A 17,768-nucleotide genomic window follows, 5' to 3' on the forward strand; every position below is an offset into this window, starting at 1 on the left:
AATGCCCTCTCCTGGGGCGGGAGAGGGAGAATTATGCCCGCGCCCTTTCCTCCTCCTCCCGGACCGGATGAAGCACCTGTCCCGTCGGGCACAGCTTCAGCAGCACGCAGCGGTCGCAGGCCGGGTCGCGGTAATAGCAGCAGCGCTGCCCGTGCAGCATCAGGACCTCGTGGTTGTCGTAGACCTGCTGCGCGTCCCACTCCGGCGGCAACTGCGCGGCCAGCACGGCGTGGGACGGTCCGACCGCCAGCGAGGCCGGAATCAAGCCGGTTCGCACCGCCACGCGGTGGTGGTGGCTGTCCACCGGCAATGCGGCGCGGCGGAGCGTGGAGAAGCTCAGCACGGCGGCGCTGGTCTTCGGGCCGACCCCCGGCAACTCCTCCAGCCACGCGCGGGCCTCGGGCACGGACAGCTCGTTCAGCACGTCGAGCGACAGGCCGCCGGTGCGCTCCGTGATCCGGCGCAGGATGGCCTGGATGCGTGGGGCCTTCTGCTCCGGCCACGTCACCCCGGCGATGGTCGACTCGACCTCCGCCGTGGGCGCGTCGCGGACCGCCGCCCAATCCGCCGCCCGTTCGACGGCGTCCGGCCCGCCCGGCCAGCGTCGCCGCAGCGCCTTGAACGCGGCGCCGGAGGCCGCGTTGCGCGTGCGGTGCGACAGCAGCGAGGAGACCAGCTCGCTGAGCGGATCCAGGCTGTGGAAATAGGGCACCGGGCAACCGTGGACGGTGCACAGCAGCCGGTGGATTTCGAGCGCCTTGGCGCGCAGTGCGGCGGGGTCGGTCATGCTTCCGACAACAGCGGAAGCCGCCGATTCGTCACCCCACCAGCCCGGACATCACCGCGCGCAGCTGCGCCGGCTTGACCGGCTTGTTCAGCACGAGGCAGCCGGCGGCCTTGGCCTCGTCGGCCAGCTCCGGGGTGCGGTTGGCGGTGACGATCACCGCCGGCAGGATGCGCCCGCAGGCGGCGCGCAGGCGTGCGACCTCGTCCACCCCCAGCACGCCGTCGTCCAGATGGTAGTCGGCGATCAGCAGATCGGGCGGCTTGGGCATGCCCGACAGCAGCGCCAGGGCCTGGTCGCCGTTGGTGGCCGACACCACCGCGCAGGACCAGCCGCGCAGCAGCGCCTCCATCCCGGCCACCACCGCCGGCTCGTTGTCGAGCACCAGCACGGAGGTGCCGGCCAGCCGGTCGGTCAGCGGCCGGGGCGTCGCGGCGCTGGCCGGGCGCACCGCGCGGCTGCGCACGCCGAGCGGCACCGTGACCGCGAAGACCGAGCCGCGTCCCGGCTCCGACCGCACGGTGATCGGGTGCTCCAGCATGCGCGCGACGCGGTCGACGATGGCGAGGCCAAGGCCCATGCCCCGGTCGCGGCCCTTGGTGACGGGCGTGTCGAGGCGGCGGAACTCCTGGAAGATTTCGGCCAGCTTGTCGCGCGGGATGCCGGGACCGTTGTCCCACACCTCGATCCGCACGCCCTCGGCGCAGCGGCGGCAGCCGACCACCACCCGGCCGCCCTGGACGTAACGCAGGGCGTTCGACAGGAAGTTCTGCACGATCCGCCGCAAGAGCCGCATGTCGCTACGCACCACCGCGCCCGAGCCGACGACCCGCAGCGCGATCCCGCGCTCCGCCGCGACCGCCGCGTATTCGGTGGCGAGCGGCACCAGCACCCCGCGCAGCGGAAAATCGGTCACCTCCGGCGTCACCGCCCCGGCGTCGAGCTTGGAGATGTCCAGCAGCGCCGACAGCAGATCCTCGACCGAGGCGAGCGCCAGATCGATGTTTTCCACCAATTCGCCGTTGGCCCCGGCCTGTTCCAGATCGGCGAGCGCCGAGACGAACAGCCGGGCGGCGTTCAGCGGTTGCAGCAGGTCGTGGCTGGCCGCCGCGATGAAGCGGGTCTTGGAGAGATTCGCTTGATCGGCCTCGGCCTTGGCCTGCTGGAGCTGGTCGTTCAGCAGCATCAGGGCGGATTTCTCGGCCTGTTCGGATTCGCGGCGCCGGGCCTCGTCCTCCTTGATGTCGGTGATGTCGGTGTAGACACCGACGATGCCGCCGTCGCGGGTGCGCCGCTCGTTCACCTGGATCCAGCGCCCGTCGGCCAGCCGGTTGATGAAGACGCCGCGCAGGTCGTGGCGGTGGCCCAGCCGCTCCCTCAGCCAGACGTCGGGCGCCGGCTCCGTCACCGCGTGGGCACCGGCCACCATGGCGGCCAGTTCGGAGAAGCGGACGCCGGCCTGGATCCGCCCGGCCACGGCCGGCCAGTAGGACAGGTATTTGCGGTTGCACAGCACCAGCCGGTCCGACGAATCGAACAGGGCGAACCCCTCGTTCACCGATTCGATGGCCTCGAACAGCCGGGTCCGCATCGTCTCGGCCAGTTCCTTGGCGCGGGCGATGTCGCGGTTGCTGTCCTCCAGCTTGTGAAGCGCGCGTTCCAGTTCCAGCGTCCGCTCGCGGATCTTCTGCTCCAGCACGATGGCGGTCTGGAACAGCGAGAAGGCGCCACCCTGGAAATCCATCGAGCGCTCGACGCGGTCCATCAGCACCTTGTTGATGCGCTGGAGCTTGGCGTTCTCGCGTTCCAGGGCGGCGATCCGATCGCTCTCGCTGGTCATGGTCGCGCTGGTCATGGTCAACGTCCCCCGATGGCCACGCCGGTGAAGGTCTGGTTGACGTGCATCCCGTTCACCTGTTCGCCGTAGGCGCAGAACCCGACAACCCGGTGGCGCGACAGGCGTTCCGCCATGACGGTGCCGAGCTGCCGCTGCTCCATCTCCAGCCGCCGCAGGATGCAGTCGCAGCCCAGGATCAGGTCGGGCGCGCCGACCTCGGACCGGATGTCCTCCATCAGCGTGTCGAAGTTGGCGACGGGGTCCACACCCTCCGCCACCGTCAGCACGATGCCCTCGTCGATGGCGCAGAAGAAGGTCAGGCTCTCGTCCTCGTTGACCTTCTGGATCGAGCGGACGTGGTACTGGCCGCCGACCCGCACCACGACCGGGTGCGAGGCGAAGATCATCGGTGTCAGCGGCTCGCCCTCCAGCCCGACCAGCCGGGCGTATTCGCGGCCCGCCGGCTCGGCGTTGATCTCGGTGACGATGCGGCGGTGCGGGTCGGCCCCGGTCACCACCATCTTGCGGTCGGAGCTGACGAAATGCTGGGTGCGGAAGACGGTGAAGGGCCGTGTCGTGGTGAACAGCGCCACCACCGCCGCGTTGGGGTGGAAGGCGCCCTCGTGCAGGATGAAGGTGCGCTCGAAATGCATGTCGTCGCCGGCCGAGGCGCCGAACAGCGGGATGTCGATCAGCGCGTTGTGCAGGGCGCTGACCACGGTCTCCTCGCTCATCGACAGCCCGTCGATCAGCAGCATGGCGAAGCTGCCGGCCTCGCCCAGCGGGACCGGGCGCGCCGCGAGCGCGCGGTCGCGGCGGGTCAGCAGCGACCGCGCGATGACCGTGCTGTCGGCAATCTCGAAGCGGTCGACGTGGTCGAGCAGCGCGGTGACGACCGAGAAGTCCTCCGCCGGGAAGCCGACCCCGACCAGAGCGCCAGTGGTGTAGCCGCCGGGGCCGATCTCGCCGGCCGTGGTGCAGCCGATGACGGGGATGGTGCCGAATTGCCCGGCAAGCGCGTCGGCGAGCGCGGTCAGGTCGTAATGGGGGGCGCAGAAGACGACCACGGCCTCCAGCGGAACGTCGCCCAGCCCCTCGCGCAGTTCGCGCGCGGCATCGGCCGGGCGCGGGGCGTGGGAGATCACGCGCGGCAGGCCGTCGCCACGGTTGCGGGGCGGGTCGCCCGGCGCCGGGTTGGCCGGCGGGGGGCTGGATTGGGACATGGCGGCACCCTCCGTCCGCGAAGGCGGTCCGGCCAGCGTACTCCAAGGGTGGCGGCGGGCAACACCGTTGCGCGCGCGGGTGAAGGGGACCATCGTCGAATCCGGCCTTGCTAGAGCGTCGCCGCCGGGACGGGCGCGGCCAGCCTCGGCAGCTCGTCGTCGGTGAACAGGCGGGCCTTGGCGGTGAAGCGCACCCCGTCCGGCGCCTCCAACGAGAAGCCGCCGCCGCGCGCCAGGATCACGTCGAGGATGACCTGGCTGTGCTCCCAATAGGCGAAGGCGCTGCCGCCCATGCAGAAGGGCGTGTCGCCGACCATGCCCAGGCAGAGGTCGCCCCCGCCCATGCGGAACTCCCCGCGCGGCAGGCAGAGCGGCGCCGTCCCGTCGCAGCAGCCGCCCGACAGATGCAGCACCAGCGGCCCATGCTTGGCCGCCAGCCGGGACAGCAGGTCGAGGGCGTTCGGGGTGGCGGTGACGCGCTCGGTCATGGCGGGACCCTCCAGGTCCGAATGGAAAAAAGACCGGGGGTTCTGACACCCCCGGCCCAGTTCTGCCCGATAGGGAGGAGCGTGCTCAGAAGAAACCGAGCGCTTTCGGGCTGTAGCTGACCAGCAGGTTCTTGGTCTGCTGGTAATGGTCGAGCATCATCTTGTGCGTCTCGCGGCCGATGCCGGACTGCTTGTAGCCGCCGAACGCGGCGTGGGCCGGGTACAGGTGGTAGCAGTTGGTCCACACGCGGCCGGCCTGGATGCCCCGGCCCATGCGGAAGGCGCGGTTGCCGTCGCGGCTCCACACCCCGGCGCCGAGGCCGAAGTCGCTGTCGTTGGCGATGGCGAGCGCCTCCTCCTCGGTCTCGAAGGTCGTCACGGCGACCACCGGGCCGAAGATCTCCTCCTGGAAGATGCGCATCTTGTTGTGGCCTTCCAGGATGGTCGGCTGCACGTAGTAGCCGCCCTCCAGCTCGCCACCCAGATGGGCGCGCGCGCCGCCGATCAGCACCTTGGCGCCCTCGGCCTTGCCGATCTCGATGTAGGAGAGGATCTTCTCGAGCTGCTCCTGCGAGGCCTGGGCGCCGATCATCGTGGCGCCGTCCAGCGGGTGGCCCTGGGCGATCTTGGCGACGCGCTCGACGGCCAGCTTGATGAAGCGGTCGTAGATCGACTTCTGGATGAGGACGCGCGAGGGGCAGGTGCAGACCTCGCCCTGGTTCAGCGCGAACATCGCGAAGCCTTCCAGCGCCTTGTCGAGGAACTCGTCGTCCTCGGCCATCACGTCCTCGAAGAAGATGTTCGGCGACTTGCCGCCCAGCTCCACCGTGGAGGGGATGATGTTCTCCGAGGCGTATTGCAGGATCAGGCGGCCGGTCGAGGTCTCGCCGGTGAACGCGATCTTGGCGATGCGCTTGCTGGTGGCGAGCGGCTTGCCGGCCTCGATGCCGAAGCCGTTGACGATGTTCAGCACGCCGGGCGGCAGCAGGTCGCCGATGATCTCGGCCAGCACCATGATCGCCATCGGGGTCTGCTCGGCCGGCTTCAGCACGACGCAGTTGCCGGCGGCGAGCGCCGGGGCCAGCTTCCACGCCGCCATCAGCAGCGGGAAGTTCCAGGGGATGATCTGGCCGACGACGCCCAGCGGCTCATGGAAATGGTAGGCGTAGGTGGTGTGGTCGATCTCGGCGATCGAGCCTTCCTGGGCGCGGATGCAGCCGGCGTAGTAGCGGAAGTGGTCGATGGCGAGCGGCACGTCGGCGGCGCGGGTCTCGCGGATCGGCTTGCCGTTGTCCAGCGTCTCGGCCAACGCGATGACCTCCAGCCGCTCTTCCATGCGGTCGGCGATCTTCAGCAGGATGTTCGAGCGCTCGGTCGGCGAGCTGCGGCCCCAGGCCTCCTTGGCCTTGTGGGCGGCGTCCAGCGCCAGCTCGACGTCGGCGGCCTGGGAACGGGCGACCTCGCACAGCGGCTTGCCGGAAATCGGGGTGAGATTCGTGAAGTATTGGCCGTCCACCGGGGCCACCCACTGACCGCCGATGTAGTTGTCGTAGCGGGGGCGGAGCGCGATCTGCTTTTGCAGCGTGTCGAGAGCTTGGTGGAGCATTGGCCGTTTCCTCTCAAGGTGGCGGACCGGGAGGGGTTCCGATCCAGCGCGTTTGTCGGGGCCATTCAGCCACCGGCGGAGGGAAACGGTAAATTGTACTATGGAAGGAGATGACGGTTCGCCAGACCAACGAAGGGGCGGGGGACGATCAGGCCGTCAGCGCCTGCCGGCCGAGCGCGCCCGTCAAATCGGCGCCCTTCAGGGTCGCGAAGCTGGTCTTGATCGCGGTCAGGTCGGTGCCGCGCAGCAACACGCCGGCGAGGCTGGCGTCGCGCAGATCGGCGCCGTTCAGCCGCGCCTTGGTGAAGTTGGTCGGCCACAGGCGGCTGCCGTCGCCGCTGAGGTCCACCGTGCGCATCCGGGTGCGCCACAGCTTGGCGCCGGTCAGGTTGGCGCCTTCCAGGTTGCAGCCGGACAAATCGGCGCTGGTGAAGTCGGCGTCGCGCAGGTCGCTGTAGGACAGGTCGGCCATCATCAGCTTGGCGCCGGAGAAATCGGCCCCGCGCAGCCCGCAGAACCGCATCACCGACCCGCAGAGCAGTTGGTTGGCGAAGTTGTAGCCGCGCAGGTCGGCGCGCTGGAGCTGGATGCGCTCCCCCGCCTTGCCGGCCTTGTCGACCCAGAGCTGGTGGGCGGAGATCAACTCGGACAGGCGGGCGGCCGTGGTGGTGGCGCCGGTGCCGTCCACGTCGATGCCCCGGCGCTCCAGCGCCGTGCGCAGCTCCTCGTTCAACTGGGCGCCGCACATCAGCACGCCGTCCAGATTCGCGCGCCGCATCATCGCGTCGGACAAATTGGCCCCGATCAGGATCGCGCCGCTGAGGTCGCTGTCGCTGAGATCGGCCCCCGACAGGTCGCTGCCGGAGAAGTCGCACTGCGCCATCCGGCAACTGGTCAGCACCGCCTTGGCCATCGAGCAGCCGACGAAGGTGGTGGCGCCGTCGGCGTTGCCGGCGGCCCGGAACTCCCCGGCCTCCAGCACCATGCCCCGGCGCAGGTCGGCGCCCTGGAGGTTGGCGTTGCGCAGCGTGGCGCCGTCGACCCGCGCGCCGCGCAGATCGGCGTTCTGCAACTGCGCGCCGGACAGGTCGGCCTTGGACAGATCGGCGCCGTAGAGGTCGGCCTTGGACAGCGTCGTCCCGACCAGCCGCGCGCGGGTCAGCGCGGCGCCGGTCAGCTTGGCGCCGGCCAGATTGACCCGGTTCAGCCCGAGCCCGGTCAGGTCGTAGAAGCTGAGGTCGGCGCGGCGCCCCTTGCCGAGCGGGTCGCGCAGCAGCCACTGCTGGTGCTTCACCAGCGCGTCGCGCACCGCCCGCAGGTACCGCTCGTCCATCATGCGCCGCATCCGTGCCGTTGCGAAGTTCCGGCTGCCCTGGTCGGGCGGGTCGGGCCGATTATTACCAGACGATAATAAAAGGCATCGTTTGCGGAGCCGATATTACCAAATTGGAAGCGGAACCGAAAGGCCGGAACGGTTACGGTTCTTGGCGATCGGCGGGAATCTTATGTTGGATACCCCATCGTTCCGCTTGCGGAAAAACGAATCCGTCGGGGTCACGAGTGCGTGAAGTCGCTCTGCCCCACCTTGGGAAGCGCCGTCCGGCAACCAATATCGTGGGTCATACTCCACGACCCTTTCCCCAGGAGACGACCGCGCATGGCCGGCACCGACAAGCCCAGCATCGACAAGAGCACCACCGAGTGGAAGCAGGAGCTTTCTCCCACCCAGTACCGCGTTCTGCGCGAACACGGCACCGAGCGCCCCGGCTCCAGCCCGCTGAACGACGAGAAGCGCGACGGGCAGTTCCTCTGCGCCGGCTGCGGCCAGCCGCTCTACAGCAGCGAGACCAAATACGAGAGCGGGTCGGGCTGGCCCAGCTTCTGGGCGCCGTTGCCGGACGCGGTGGCGACCTCGACCGACTACAAGCTGGCCTACCCGCGCGTCGAGGTGCATTGCGCCCGCTGCGAGGGCCATCTGGGTCATGTGTTCGAGGACGGGCCGCAGCCGACCGGTCTGCGGTTCTGCATGAACGGCGCGGCCATGACCTTCGTCCCGGAGGAGGAGGAGTCGGAAAGCAAGACGACGTGAAGCATCCGGACCGCACCTTGCGGTGAAGGAAAAAAGACGAAAGGATGAACGGGGATGCGACTTTGTGTCCGCCCCGCCCTTCCTTCGCTCTTAAACGGTGGCTTTTCCCCACGGCTCGTTGAAAATTACAATCCAGACACTCCACCACGATGATACGATGTCGTTGGTGCGACGCCATGTCGCGGTGCCGGAGAACGGGCGCCGTCGCAGCGAAGGGTGGGCGGATGGTGATTTCGGCCGAGTTCCTGGGATTGCTGCTTCTGATCACAAGCGCCGCCGCGCTCGGCCTGTCCATCGTCATCGACGTCGGCCGGGTCAGCGCGGAAAAGACGCGCGAGGCGATGACCCAGCGCCAATACGACAAGAAGCGCGCCGCGCTCGCCGAATGGCGCAAGAAGACCGAGGCCAAGCACGCCGAGCTGACCGGGCTGCAAGCCAAGCTGACCGAGTTCAACGGCCGCCGCCACAAGGCGATGACCGAGGCGAGGGCGCTCGAACTCTCGAAGATCGAACTGGTCCACGAACTGGGCGACCCCGACGGCAACACCGACCTCTATTGGGCGCAGCTGACGCCCGCGCCGAACTTCCCGGAGCTGGACCGCAAGGACATCGTGTTCTCGCGCCAGATCTGGGAGTACCGCAACGTCGTCCACATCGCGGCCTATTCGGCCGACCAGGCCCATGGCGTGGTGCGCGCCAGCTTCGGCCAACGCAACGGGCTGGCCGTGTCGCCCGTCGTCCCCCTGGCGATGGCCCCCGATCCCGAGGCGGAGACCGCTGCGGCATGACCGGGATGATGATGTACATCGCGGTCGGCCTGATGGTTCTGACCGTGATCTCGAACCGTTATTGGCGCCGCCAGTTGAAGCTGACGCGAATCGCCATGTCGAAGCTGAAGGACAAGGTCGACGACGTGACCAAGGAGGTCGCCGACGTCGCCTCCGACTACGCCAAGCTGTCGCATCATCAGGCGGAGATGGAAAAGCGGGTGCAGAAGGCGGAGATCGACCTTCAGGCGGCCATCGTCGACCTCGACAAGAAGAAGGTCGCGCCGATGAACCGCTACTTCGTCTTCGACCGGCAGGAACCGCGCCCCGGCCGGTTCTGGGAAGTGGCGGTGCGCCACAGCGCGGTGGGGACGAGCTACGGCGATTCGTATCGCGGCTGGGCCGGAATCCGCCGCTATCTGCTGATCGGCGACGGCGAGCGCGACGTGCGCGAGCGGGTCACCGGCCGCTTCCCCCGGAAGGCCGGCTTCGAAGTGGTGGAGGCCGCCGGCTGCCGCATCAGCGGCCTGTCGGTGAACCGCATTTCCGAACTCAGCACCTTCCGCAAGCCGGTCAAGGACGAGGACGGCGCGGCCGCCGCCAAGCCGGCGCGCAAGGCGTCGCCCGCGCGGTCCTGACCCCGGTTTCCACCGGCGCTTCATGCGACGCCGCATACTCCCTTCGAGGGGCCGGTGTCGCAGTGCCTTTCCCTCTCTGGGCGTGGACGGCCCGCGCCCTATCTGTCGAGGGGATGAGCCGCCTTCCGATCCCTGCCGTCCTGCTGCTGGCGCTGTTGAGCGCCTGTTCGGGATCCACCCTGGTCGACGCCGTGACGCCGAATTCCGGCTACACGCTGGCCGCCGATCTGCCCTTCGCTTCCACTCCCACGGGCGATCCCCGGCTGCGGCTCGACCTCTACCGGCCGGAACATCCGGCGTCGGGGGCGCCGGCCATCGTGTTCTTCTACGGCGGCAACTGGGAGGCCGGCGAGAAGGAGCAGTACCGCTTCGTCGCCCAGGCGCTGGCCGCGCGCGGCTACACGGTGGCCGTGCCGAACTACCGGCTGTATCCGGGGGTGCGCTACCCGGCCTTCCTGGAGGATTCGGCCGCCGCCGTCGCTTGGGTGCGGCGCCATGGCGCGGAGCACGGCGCGCCTCCCGGCCCGGTCGCGGTGATGGGGCATTCGGCCGGCGCCTACAACGCGCTGATGCTGGCGGTGGACGGGCGCTGGCTCGGCGCCCAGGGACTGGATCCGGCGACCGACCTGCGGGCGGCGGTGGGGCTGGCCGGTCCCTATGATTTCCTGCCGCTCGACAGCGACATGCTGAAGGATCTGTTCGGACCGGAGGAGCGGCGCCCCGATACCCAGCCGATCAACCACGTCACCCCGCGCACCCCGCCGCTGTTCCTGGCGACGGGGACCGACGACACCACCGTTTACCCCCGCAACACCCGCCGCCTGACCGAGCGCGTCCGGCAGGCCGGCGGCACGGTGGAGGAGGTCGAATATGAGGGGCTTGGGCACATCCGCATCATCGCCGCCTTCGCCTCGCCGCTGCGCTGGCTGGCGCCGGTGGTGGACGACGTGGACCGCTTCCTGAGAGCCCTGCCCCCGCTTGGTCGTTGAACGCCTCTACTCCACCTCGGCCTGGAACATGTAGCCCATGCCGTGGACGGTCACGATCCGCAGCGGGTCGGCCGGGTCGAATTCGACGACCCGGCGCAGGCGGCGCACCAGTCGGTCGATGGAGCGGTCGTAGGGCACGTTGTCGCCGCGCAGCGTCAGGTCCAGCAGATCGTCGCGGGTCAGCACCCGGCCCGGATTCTCGACGAAGGCGGCCAGCAGTTCGAACTCCGCCGAGGTCAGGCGCATGTCCTCCCCCGCCGGGTCGCGCAGACGGCGCTTGTCGAGGTGCAGTTCCCACCCGTCGAAGCGCTTGACCCGGCCGATGGAGGGCTTGCCGGCCTTGGTGGCGACGCGGCGCAGCAGGCTGCGGGTGCGGGCCAGGATCTCGCGCGGTTCGAACGGCTTGGTGATGTAGTCGTCGGCGCCCAGTTCCAGCCCGACGATGCGGTCCATCCGGTCGGAGCGCCCGGTGATCAGGATGATCCCGATGTTGGAGTTCGCGCGCAGCTCACGCGTCACCATCAGCCCGTCCTTGCCGGGAAGCCGGATGTCCAGCAGCAGCAGGTCGACGCGCCCGCGCGCCAGAAGCCCCGACAACTGGTCGCCGTCGCGCGCCAGCAGCACGCGGTATCCCTCGCCCTCCAGATAGGCCTTCAGGGTTTCACGGGTGATGGCGTCGTCATCGACAACGGCGATTGTGTGCATCGTCCCCCACGGCAACGGGCGTTACGGCAACGGACTGGCCGGGCGGCCCTGCGGCGCTGATGGCTCGGCGTTGAAATTATCGGGTTGCCCGCCGCCACACAACCAATTCGCAGGCTTGGCCATTCATCCACCCAACGATTCCGCCAACGATTCCACCAGCGATTCCGGCGGGTGATGCGGACCCGCCGATTGTTCGCGTTCCGCGTTGTCCTGTATGGAGACAATGTCGCGCCCCTGGACAAATCACCCCCGCAATGTCACCTTTGTACCCATGACAAGTTGGACCCCGATTCTCGAAGGCCGCACCGGCCCGTTGTACCGTGTCATCGCCGACGCGTTGGCCGATGACATCGCCGAGGGCACCCTCAGCGTCGGAACCCGGCTGCCGACCCACCGCGATCTTGCCTTCCGGCTGGGCGTCACCGTGGGCACCGTCACGCGCGCCTACGCCGAGGCCGAAAAGCGCGGCCTGATCGGTGGGGAGGTCGGGCGTGGCACCTTCGTGCAAGGGCAGCGCCCGCCCGCCCCGCCCCCGTTGCAGCAGAACTGGAGCGCGCCGGCGGCCGGCGGCGGCCCCGCTCCCATCGACATGACCACCATCCGGCCGGAGCACGCGGTCGCCGTCCAGGCGCTCCGCACAGCGCTGTCGGAGCTTGCCGCCTCGGACCGGCTGGCGTCCCTGCTCGGCTACGCGCCCCACGCGGGCTTGGCCCCCCACCGCGCCGCCGGCGCGGCGTGGCTGGAGCGCCAGCACCGGGTGTCGGTGTCGCCCGACTCGATCCTGATGACCACCGGGGCGCAGAACGCCATCGCCGTGGCGCTGTCCGCCGTGGCGCGGCCGGGCGACGTGATCCTGGCGGAGCGGCTGACCAACATCGGCGCCAAGACCCTCGCGGCCAACCAGGGCTACCACCTGGAAGGCGTCGCCATTGACGAGCACGGCATCGTCCCGGAGGCCTTCGACAGCGCCTGCCGGCGGCTGGGGCCGAAGGCGCTGTATCTGGTGCCGACCATGCACAACCCAACCGCCGTGGTGATGCCGCAGGCCCGGCGGGCCGAGATCGCGGTCATCGCCCGGCGCTACGGCGTGATCCTGATCGAGGACGACGTCTTCGGCTTCATGGTGCCCGACGCCAAGCCGATCCAGGCCATCGCCCCGGACATCACCATCTACGTCACCAGCCTGTCCAAGAGCGTGTCGGCGGGGCTGCGCATCGGCTATGTGGTGACGCCGCCCGATCTGCGGCCGCGCGTGGAGGCGGCGATCCGCGCCCTGCAATACTCCGCCCCGGCCCTGCCGGCGGAGGTCGCGTCGCGCTGGATCCAGGACGGCAGCGCCGACCGCATCGTCGAGACCCAGCGCGTCGAGGATCTGGCGCGCCAGCGGCTCGCCCGCTCGATCCTGCCGGTGGAGGCGGTGTACGGCCACCCGGCGGCGCAGCACATCTGGCTGGTGCTGCCCGAACCCTGGCGGCGGGAGGATTTCGTCGCCGAGACCCGGCGGCGCGGCGTGGTGGTCACCGGCGCCGACGCCTTCACGGTCGGCCGCGCGAGCGCGCCCCACGCGGTGCGCATCGGGCTGTGCATGCCCGGCACCCGCGACGAGGCCGCGCGGGGCTTGCGCGCCATCGCCGATTCGCTGGAGGCTCCGGCCTCGGCGATGCTGTCGATCGTCTGAACGCGAAGGTTTGAACGCAAAACGGCCGGCCAAGTGTCCTTGGCCGGCCGTTGCGACGCGCGTCGGAAGAGTTTCCGATCAGGCGGACATCTTCTCCACTTGGCCGTCGAGGCCCATCAGGAGCAGTTCGACCTCGAGGTCGGGGTGCCGTTCCTTCACCATGGCCTTCAGCCGGGTCAGATACTGGCCGTGGACGTCGCCTTCCTTGGCGGTGTCGTCCTTCAGATCCATGCCGAGGAAGACCTTGTAAGCGCCGCAATCCCGGTGGTCCATGACGATCAGCCGCTTGATGTGGTGCAGATCCTTGGCGACTCCGACGTGATCCCAGAAGGCCTCGCCCCAGCCCGGCTTCTTGTCGGTCAGGGCGCCCAGGCTGGCGCCGGCCAGAACGATGTGGTCGTAGTTGGCGAGCAGGTTGCGCGACTGCATGTAGCCGGCGACGTGGCCCATCAGGCGGTAGTCCATGCAGGACAGCAGCAGCGTGTCGACGCCCCCGGCGGCGAAGGCGCTGCGCGAGAAGGTCGGCGCCAGCAGCGACACCCCGGCGCCCAAGGCGGCCAGCTTCAGGAACGAGCGGCGCGAGTTGTGTTCGGCCTGGCAGCAGCCCTGCGCGTGTTCGTGATGATCCATCCCAAGCCCCTTCAAGCGGTCATGATGGCGGTCGCGGCCTTGTCGCCCCCGACAAGGATCGGCGGCGCCGCTGTGGTCGCCCCATGATCGTGCGGGAAAGAAGAATTAAAAGTTAATGTCAAATGCGGATTGTCCTTACAACAAACCACCCCATTTCACGAAATTTTCTAAACCGGCCAGGGTGTTTCCTTCCGCTTGGGGAGGACGGACAAAAAGAAACGGGCCGCCCCGGTGGGACGGCCCGTCTCATGACATGGTTCGCGCGTCGGTCGTCAGCCGCGCGTGCTGCTCGGCGCCGGGGTTCCGCCCGTACCGGTGGTGGTTCCGGTTGCGGGAGGAGGCGAAGCGCTCGCGCTGTGGGATGGCGAACAATCCGCGTTGGCGACCCCCGCCGTCAGGAGAGCGGCGAGACCGAACATGGCGGCGACGACCGGACTGGCTCCATGAGACATTGGATCACCTCCTTTCTGAATGTTGCGACATCCCCGAGATTGACACAGTGGCGCGCTGGGTCAATCCCCCTCTCCCATACGGACAGGGATGGCCGTGTCGCCCCCTTGGCTCGGCCCCTTGCCTCGGCCCCTTGCTCAGCCCTGGGTTTCCAAAAGGCCGCTCATGGTGGCGAACAGTTCCGACTTGGCCTCGAACCCGACGCCGGGCAGGTCCGGCAGACGCACCCGGCCGTCCTCCACCGCGATGCCGTCGGCGAAGCCGCAGAAGGGCTTGAAGACGTCGGGGTAGGATTCGTTGCCGCCCAGATGCAGGCCGGCGGCGATGTTCAGCGACATCTGGTGGCCGCCATGCGGCACCACGCGGCGGCTCGACCAACCGTTCTCCTTCAGCATGTCCAGCGTCCGCAGATACTCGACCAGGCCATAGCTGAGCGCGCAGTCGAACTGCAGCCAGTCGCGGTCCGACCGCATGCCGCCGTGGCGGATCAGGTTGCGGGCGTCCTGGTGGGAGAACAGGTTCTCGCCGGTCGCCATCGGGCGGTCGTAGTGGTTGGCCAACTCGGCCTGGAGCGCGTAGTCGAGCGGGTCGCCGGCCTCCTCGGACCAGAACAGGCCGTAGGGCTTCAGGGCCTCGGCGTAGGCGATGGCGGTTTTCAGGTCGAAGCGGCCGTTGGCGTCGACGCAGAGGTTGGCGCCCTCGCCCACCACCTCCAGCACGGCGTCGATGCGGCGCAGATCCTCCTCCAGCCCGTTGCCGATCTTCATCTTGACGACCTTGTAGCCACGGTCGCGGTAGCTGCGCATCTCGTCCTGGAGGGCTGCTGTGTCCTTGCCGGGGTAGTAGTAGCCGCCCGCCGCGTAGACCCAGACCGAGTCGTCGGCCACCCCGCCCCGGTAACGGTCGGCCAGCACGCGGTACAGCGGCTTGCCGGCGATCTTCGCCACGGCGTCCCACACCGCCATGTCGATGGTGCCGACGGCGACCGAGCGCTCGCCATGGCCGCCGGGCTTCTCGTTGGTCATCAGCCGCGCCCAGACGCGGAACGGGTCGAGGTTTTCGCCCGACTCGTCGATCAGGCTGTCGGCCGGCGCGCTCATCAGCCGGGGAATGAAGCGTTCACGCAGCAGCCCGCCGGCCGCGTAGCGCCCGTTCGAGTTGAAGCCGTAGCCGATCACCGGCTTGCCGTCGCGGATCACGTCGGTCACCACCGCGACGACGCTGCACGTCATCTGGCTGAAATCGATGTAGGCGTTGGCGATGTCGGACTTGATGCCGGCGGTCTTCTCACGGATCTCGACGATGCGCATGGCGGTTCCTCTGTCTTACGAGTCGGTGGAGGGCTTTGCCCCGTTGCCCCCACTCTAGGGATGGACGGGGCCGCCCGGCCAATGCCAGAGTCGGAACGCTTTATGTCCGTTCGGCATGGTGATGGAACTTTCCTGGCTCGACGATTTCCTGGCGCTGGTGGACAGCGGCAACTTCTCCCGCGCGGCCGAGGCGCGGCACCTGACGCAGCCGGCCTTCAGCCGCCGCATCCGCGCGCTGGAGGACTGGGTGGGGACGCCGCTGTTCGACCGCGCCGGCCAGCCGGTGGCGCTGACCGAGGCCGGGCGCCGCTTTCGCCCCTTCGCCGACGAGACGGCCCGCCGCCTGCTGCAAGGCCGCGAGGAGGCCCGGCTCGCCGCCCAGACGGAGGCCGCGACCCTGCGCTTCGCCGCCACCCACGCGCTGTCGCTGACCTTCTTTCCGCACTGGCTGCGGGCGCTGGAGTCGCGGGCGCGGCTGGGCGCCATCACCCTGTCCTCGGACAGCCTGGATTCCTGCGAGCGCATCATGCTGGCCGGGCAGTCGCAGTTCCTGCTGTGCCACGCGCACGCTCATTCCGCCGCCGCCGGGCGGCTGGACGCCGAGGCCTTCCGCTCGGTGGTGGTCGGGGCCGACCGGCTGATCCCGGTGACGGCACCGGATCCCCAAGGGCACCCCCGCCACACCTTGCCGGGGTCCGAGGAGGCGCCGCTGCCCCATCTGTCCTACAGCCGCGAATCGGGCATGGGCCGCATCCTGGAAGCGGCGCGGGCCTCCACCCCGGTGCCGGCGGTGCTGGACACGGTGTTCACCTCGCACCTCGCGGCGGTGCTGCGCACGCTGGCCCGCGACGGGCGCGGAGTCGCCTGGCTGCCGGAGAGCCTGATCGCCGAGGATCTGGCGCGCAACACGCTGGTGGCGGCCGGCGGCGCGGATTGGAGCGTGCCGGTGCAAATCCGCCTGATCCGTCCGCGCGCCCGCCAAAGCAAGGCCGCCGAAACCTTCTGGACCCTGGCGGTCGAGGCGGCCCTGTGGCGCAGCAGCGAGCCGGCCACTCCCGATGTTCCGGTTGTCGGGTCGGGAGCCTTGGCGGACAAGGAGTTGTAACTTCCGGCGTGCCCTGTGATTTGATGGTTGACAACGACGCGTTCGGGCGTTCCGCGTGACGATTTTTCTGGCGCTCCCTCAATCGATAGGGCAAAATTTGCCTACTCGGAAAAATCGGTGTCGCATCAGCGACCGGAGGAACCAGTCATGGGCGTCAGCAGCATCGGCGGCATCGGCGGCTATCAACAGCAGCCCTACACCACCCCGCTCAGCAGCGGGCCGGCCGCGGCGCAGCGCTCCACCTCTCCCGTGGAGGCCGCGCAGGACGACGAGGCGGACCGCACCCGCCGCACCCAGGAGGCGCAGGCCAGCACCAGCAGTTCGGGCGGCGGCAACACCACGCCGACACGCGGCCAGAACCTGAACATCACGGTTTAAGCATCAACGTTCGTTTGCGGCCCGCCCTGTTCCCAAAGAGTCTGGAACATGAGGCGAGCCCACCAAGGACAACGGCCTGAAGGGGGCGCCGATGGAAATCCGCAGCGTTTCCGGCACATCGGTGAACCGGCTGGCGGCGCCTTCGACATCCGAGGCCGCCGCCGTCGGCACCGACGAGTCATCGGCGGATTCCACGGCGCAGAGGACCTCCACGGCAACGGCGGGCTACATCAGCCCCTACCTGCAATACGACCAGGGTGCCCGCGTCGCGGTGATGCTGTTCCGCGACACCGACACCGGCGAGACCCAGGACCAGATCCCGTCCCGGCGGGTGGTCGAGGAATACCGGCGCGCCGCCAGCCGGCCGCAGCCCGAAACGGGCGGCAAGGGGGCTTCCGATTCGTCCGGCCCGTCGGTGGCCGGACAGAACGGCGCCACCGCTCGGACGGCGGCGTCCGGAACCGTCAGCGCCGCACGGGGCGTATCCTTCGCGTCCAGCGGAACGGCGACCACCTCGGCGAGCGTTGCGTCCTTCGGGGCCAGCAACGGCAACACGGCATCGGCGGCACCCGCCGTCAGCGTCCCGGCCCCAGGCGTATCGGTTCCGGCCCCTCCGCCGGCCGGCGGAGGAAGCAGCGGCGGGTCGCCGGGCGGCTTGGTGTCGATGACGGTCTGATCAGCGACAGTCTGATCAGCCGGTCAGGTGTTGGTGGCGGACTCCCCGCCGACCGCGGCCTTCTCCCGGTCCACCGCGTCGAGAATCCGGCGCAGCGCCTCGCCCGACAGCGGCGAATCCATCGTCAGACCGTCCGCGAACTTGCGCAGCGCGCCGATGCCGCGGCGCTTGGAGACATGGTCCTCGTCGCCCTCGGCGATGGGTTCGACCACCGGCCCCTTGTAGAAGCTGCCGCGAAAGCCCCATTGCCGCCGGCCGTCGGCCCGCCATTCGGTGCCGTCCGACAGCACCATGCAGCGCTTGTCGTGGGTGAAGCGTTCCACCGTGGCGATGGCCTGCGGGCCGGATTGGCCGCTGTGAACGGTCACGCGGTCGCCGACGCGAAAGCTGGCGGCAGTGATCATGGTGTCTCCCG

General features: G+C 69.2%; 18 protein-coding genes. 8 read left to right on the forward strand and 10 right to left on the reverse strand.

The window, feature by feature from the left end:
- Window positions 1-31: 31 nt before the first annotated feature.
- From EJ913_RS15740 to EJ913_RS33020, 6 genes are all read right to left on the reverse strand, one after another.
- The gene (locus EJ913_RS15740) at window positions 32-787 is read right to left on the reverse strand and encodes an endonuclease III domain-containing protein (protein WP_126999517.1); all 756 of its coding nucleotides are present in this window, start codon (window positions 785-787) and stop codon (window positions 32-34) included.
- Window positions 788-818: 31 nt separating this feature from the next.
- The gene (locus EJ913_RS15745; protein WP_126999519.1) at window positions 819-2,639 is read right to left on the reverse strand and encodes a hybrid sensor histidine kinase/response regulator; all 1,821 of its coding nucleotides are present in this window, start codon (window positions 2,637-2,639) and stop codon (window positions 819-821) included.
- Between the two features lie 2 nt (window positions 2,640-2,641).
- Entirely contained in the window at window positions 2,642-3,844 is a 1,203-nt protein-coding gene (nosP, locus tag EJ913_RS15750; protein WP_238520369.1) for a nitric oxide-sensing protein NosP, read from the reverse strand.
- Between the two features lie 110 nt (window positions 3,845-3,954).
- Window positions 3,955-4,332: a DUF779 domain-containing protein gene (locus tag EJ913_RS15755; RefSeq protein ID WP_126999523.1), complete on the reverse strand. Its 378-nt coding sequence runs from the start codon at window positions 4,330-4,332 to the stop codon at window positions 3,955-3,957.
- A gap of 85 nt (window positions 4,333-4,417) precedes the next feature.
- Complete coding sequence (gene adh / locus EJ913_RS15760) at window positions 4,418-5,938, reverse strand: aldehyde dehydrogenase (RefSeq protein WP_126999525.1); 1,521 nt, start codon at window positions 5,936-5,938, stop codon at window positions 4,418-4,420.
- Between the two features lie 148 nt (window positions 5,939-6,086).
- Window positions 6,087-7,274: a pentapeptide repeat-containing protein gene (locus EJ913_RS33020; protein ID WP_126999527.1), complete on the reverse strand. Its 1,188-nt coding sequence runs from the start codon at window positions 7,272-7,274 to the stop codon at window positions 6,087-6,089.
- A gap of 321 nt (window positions 7,275-7,595) precedes the next feature.
- On the opposite strand from EJ913_RS33020, the gene msrB reads away from it, so the two are divergent.
- From msrB to EJ913_RS15785, 4 genes are all read left to right on the forward strand, one after another.
- Window positions 7,596-8,027 (forward strand): peptide-methionine (R)-S-oxide reductase MsrB, encoded by a 432-nt coding sequence (gene msrB, locus EJ913_RS15770; RefSeq protein WP_126999529.1) that lies wholly within the window; start codon window positions 7,596-7,598, stop codon window positions 8,025-8,027.
- A 224-nt stretch (window positions 8,028-8,251) separates the two neighbouring features.
- On the forward strand, window positions 8,252-8,815 hold the full coding sequence (locus tag EJ913_RS15775; RefSeq protein WP_126999531.1) for a hypothetical protein: 564 nt from the start codon (window positions 8,252-8,254) through the stop codon (window positions 8,813-8,815).
- Window positions 8,812-9,432 carry a hypothetical protein gene (locus EJ913_RS15780; RefSeq protein ID WP_126999533.1) on the forward strand — a complete coding sequence of 207 codons (621 nt, stop codon included), beginning with the start codon at window positions 8,812-8,814 and terminating at the stop codon, window positions 9,430-9,432. The genes EJ913_RS15775 and EJ913_RS15780 overlap by 4 nt, the downstream gene beginning before the upstream one ends.
- Window positions 9,433-9,545: 113 nt before the next feature.
- The gene (locus EJ913_RS15785; protein ID WP_126999535.1) at window positions 9,546-10,421 is read left to right on the forward strand and encodes an alpha/beta hydrolase; all 876 of its coding nucleotides are present in this window, start codon (window positions 9,546-9,548) and stop codon (window positions 10,419-10,421) included.
- A 6-nt stretch (window positions 10,422-10,427) separates the two neighbouring features.
- On the opposite strand, the gene EJ913_RS15790 is transcribed toward EJ913_RS15785, so the two are convergent.
- A complete protein-coding gene (locus EJ913_RS15790; protein WP_126999537.1) occupies window positions 10,428-11,126 on the reverse strand; it encodes a response regulator in 699 nt (232 codons plus the stop codon).
- 271 nt (window positions 11,127-11,397) lie between these two features.
- Here EJ913_RS15790 and EJ913_RS15795 point away from each other — a divergent pair, with 271 nt between their 5' ends.
- Window positions 11,398-12,804 carry an aminotransferase-like domain-containing protein gene (locus tag EJ913_RS15795; RefSeq protein WP_126999538.1) on the forward strand — a complete coding sequence of 469 codons (1,407 nt, stop codon included), beginning with the start codon at window positions 11,398-11,400 and terminating at the stop codon, window positions 12,802-12,804.
- Between the two features lie 78 nt (window positions 12,805-12,882).
- On the opposite strand, the gene EJ913_RS15800 is transcribed toward EJ913_RS15795, so the two are convergent.
- Both EJ913_RS15800 and EJ913_RS15805 read right to left on the reverse strand, forming a co-directional pair.
- Complete coding sequence (locus tag EJ913_RS15800; protein ID WP_126999540.1) at window positions 12,883-13,434, reverse strand: carbonic anhydrase; 552 nt, start codon at window positions 13,432-13,434, stop codon at window positions 12,883-12,885.
- 587 nt (window positions 13,435-14,021) lie between these two features.
- The gene (locus tag EJ913_RS15805) at window positions 14,022-15,194 is read right to left on the reverse strand and encodes a mandelate racemase/muconate lactonizing enzyme family protein (protein WP_126999542.1); all 1,173 of its coding nucleotides are present in this window, start codon (window positions 15,192-15,194) and stop codon (window positions 14,022-14,024) included.
- Window positions 15,195-15,309: 115 nt separating this feature from the next.
- On the opposite strand from EJ913_RS15805, the gene EJ913_RS15810 reads away from it, so the two are divergent.
- The 3 genes from EJ913_RS15810 (at window position 15,310) to EJ913_RS15820 (ending at window position 17,353) form a co-directional block, all read left to right on the forward strand.
- Window positions 15,310-16,299, forward strand: a complete 990-nt coding sequence (locus tag EJ913_RS15810) for a LysR family transcriptional regulator (RefSeq protein ID WP_244939373.1) — start codon at window positions 15,310-15,312, stop codon at window positions 16,297-16,299.
- 147 nt (window positions 16,300-16,446) lie between these two features.
- Entirely contained in the window at window positions 16,447-16,677 is a 231-nt protein-coding gene (locus EJ913_RS15815; RefSeq protein ID WP_126999544.1) for a hypothetical protein, read from the forward strand.
- A 91-nt stretch (window positions 16,678-16,768) separates the two neighbouring features.
- Entirely contained in the window at window positions 16,769-17,353 is a 585-nt protein-coding gene (locus EJ913_RS15820; RefSeq protein ID WP_126999546.1) for a hypothetical protein, read from the forward strand.
- 23 nt (window positions 17,354-17,376) lie between these two features.
- Here EJ913_RS15820 and EJ913_RS15825 read toward each other — a convergent pair whose 3' ends face one another.
- Window positions 17,377-17,757 (reverse strand): hypothetical protein, encoded by a 381-nt coding sequence (locus EJ913_RS15825; protein WP_126999548.1) that lies wholly within the window; start codon window positions 17,755-17,757, stop codon window positions 17,377-17,379.
- Window positions 17,758-17,768 lie beyond the last annotated feature (11 nt).

The organism is Azospirillum doebereinerae (genome assembly GCF_003989665.1).
Classification (GTDB): Bacteria; Pseudomonadota; Alphaproteobacteria; order Azospirillales; family Azospirillaceae; genus Azospirillum; species Azospirillum doebereinerae.

Bases quoted from the DNA above. Each gene is read 5' to 3' on its own strand.
- EJ913_RS15740 (WP_126999517.1), bottom strand. From the start codon at position 787: ATGACCGACCCCGCCGCACTGCGCGCCAAGGCGCTCGAAATCCACCGG.
- EJ913_RS15745 (WP_126999519.1), bottom strand. From the start codon at position 2,639: ATGACCAGCGCGACCATGACCAGCGAGAGCGATCGGATCGCCGCCCTG.
- nosP (WP_238520369.1), bottom strand. From the start codon at position 3,844: ATGTCCCAATCCAGCCCCCCGCCGGCCAACCCGGCGCCGGGCGACCCG.
- EJ913_RS15755 (WP_126999523.1), bottom strand. From the start codon at position 4,332: ATGACCGAGCGCGTCACCGCCACCCCGAACGCCCTCGACCTGCTGTCC.
- adh (WP_126999525.1), bottom strand. From the start codon at position 5,938: ATGCTCCACCAAGCTCTCGACACGCTGCAAAAGCAGATCGCGCTCCGC.
- EJ913_RS33020 (WP_126999527.1), bottom strand. From the start codon at position 7,274: ATGATGGACGAGCGGTACCTGCGGGCGGTGCGCGACGCGCTGGTGAAG.
- msrB (WP_126999529.1), top strand. From the start codon at position 7,596: ATGGCCGGCACCGACAAGCCCAGCATCGACAAGAGCACCACCGAGTGG.
- EJ913_RS15775 (WP_126999531.1), top strand. From the start codon at position 8,252: ATGGTGATTTCGGCCGAGTTCCTGGGATTGCTGCTTCTGATCACAAGC.
- EJ913_RS15780 (WP_126999533.1), top strand. From the start codon at position 8,812: ATGACCGGGATGATGATGTACATCGCGGTCGGCCTGATGGTTCTGACC.
- EJ913_RS15785 (WP_126999535.1), top strand. From the start codon at position 9,546: ATGAGCCGCCTTCCGATCCCTGCCGTCCTGCTGCTGGCGCTGTTGAGC.
- EJ913_RS15790 (WP_126999537.1), bottom strand. From the start codon at position 11,126: ATGCACACAATCGCCGTTGTCGATGACGACGCCATCACCCGTGAAACC.
- EJ913_RS15795 (WP_126999538.1), top strand. From the start codon at position 11,398: ATGACAAGTTGGACCCCGATTCTCGAAGGCCGCACCGGCCCGTTGTAC.
- EJ913_RS15800 (WP_126999540.1), bottom strand. From the start codon at position 13,434: ATGGATCATCACGAACACGCGCAGGGCTGCTGCCAGGCCGAACACAAC.
- EJ913_RS15805 (WP_126999542.1), bottom strand. From the start codon at position 15,194: ATGCGCATCGTCGAGATCCGTGAGAAGACCGCCGGCATCAAGTCCGAC.
- EJ913_RS15810 (WP_244939373.1), top strand. From the start codon at position 15,310: ATGGTGATGGAACTTTCCTGGCTCGACGATTTCCTGGCGCTGGTGGAC.
- EJ913_RS15815 (WP_126999544.1), top strand. From the start codon at position 16,447: ATGGGCGTCAGCAGCATCGGCGGCATCGGCGGCTATCAACAGCAGCCC.
- EJ913_RS15820 (WP_126999546.1), top strand. From the start codon at position 16,769: ATGGAAATCCGCAGCGTTTCCGGCACATCGGTGAACCGGCTGGCGGCG.
- EJ913_RS15825 (WP_126999548.1), bottom strand. From the start codon at position 17,757: ATGATCACTGCCGCCAGCTTTCGCGTCGGCGACCGCGTGACCGTTCAC.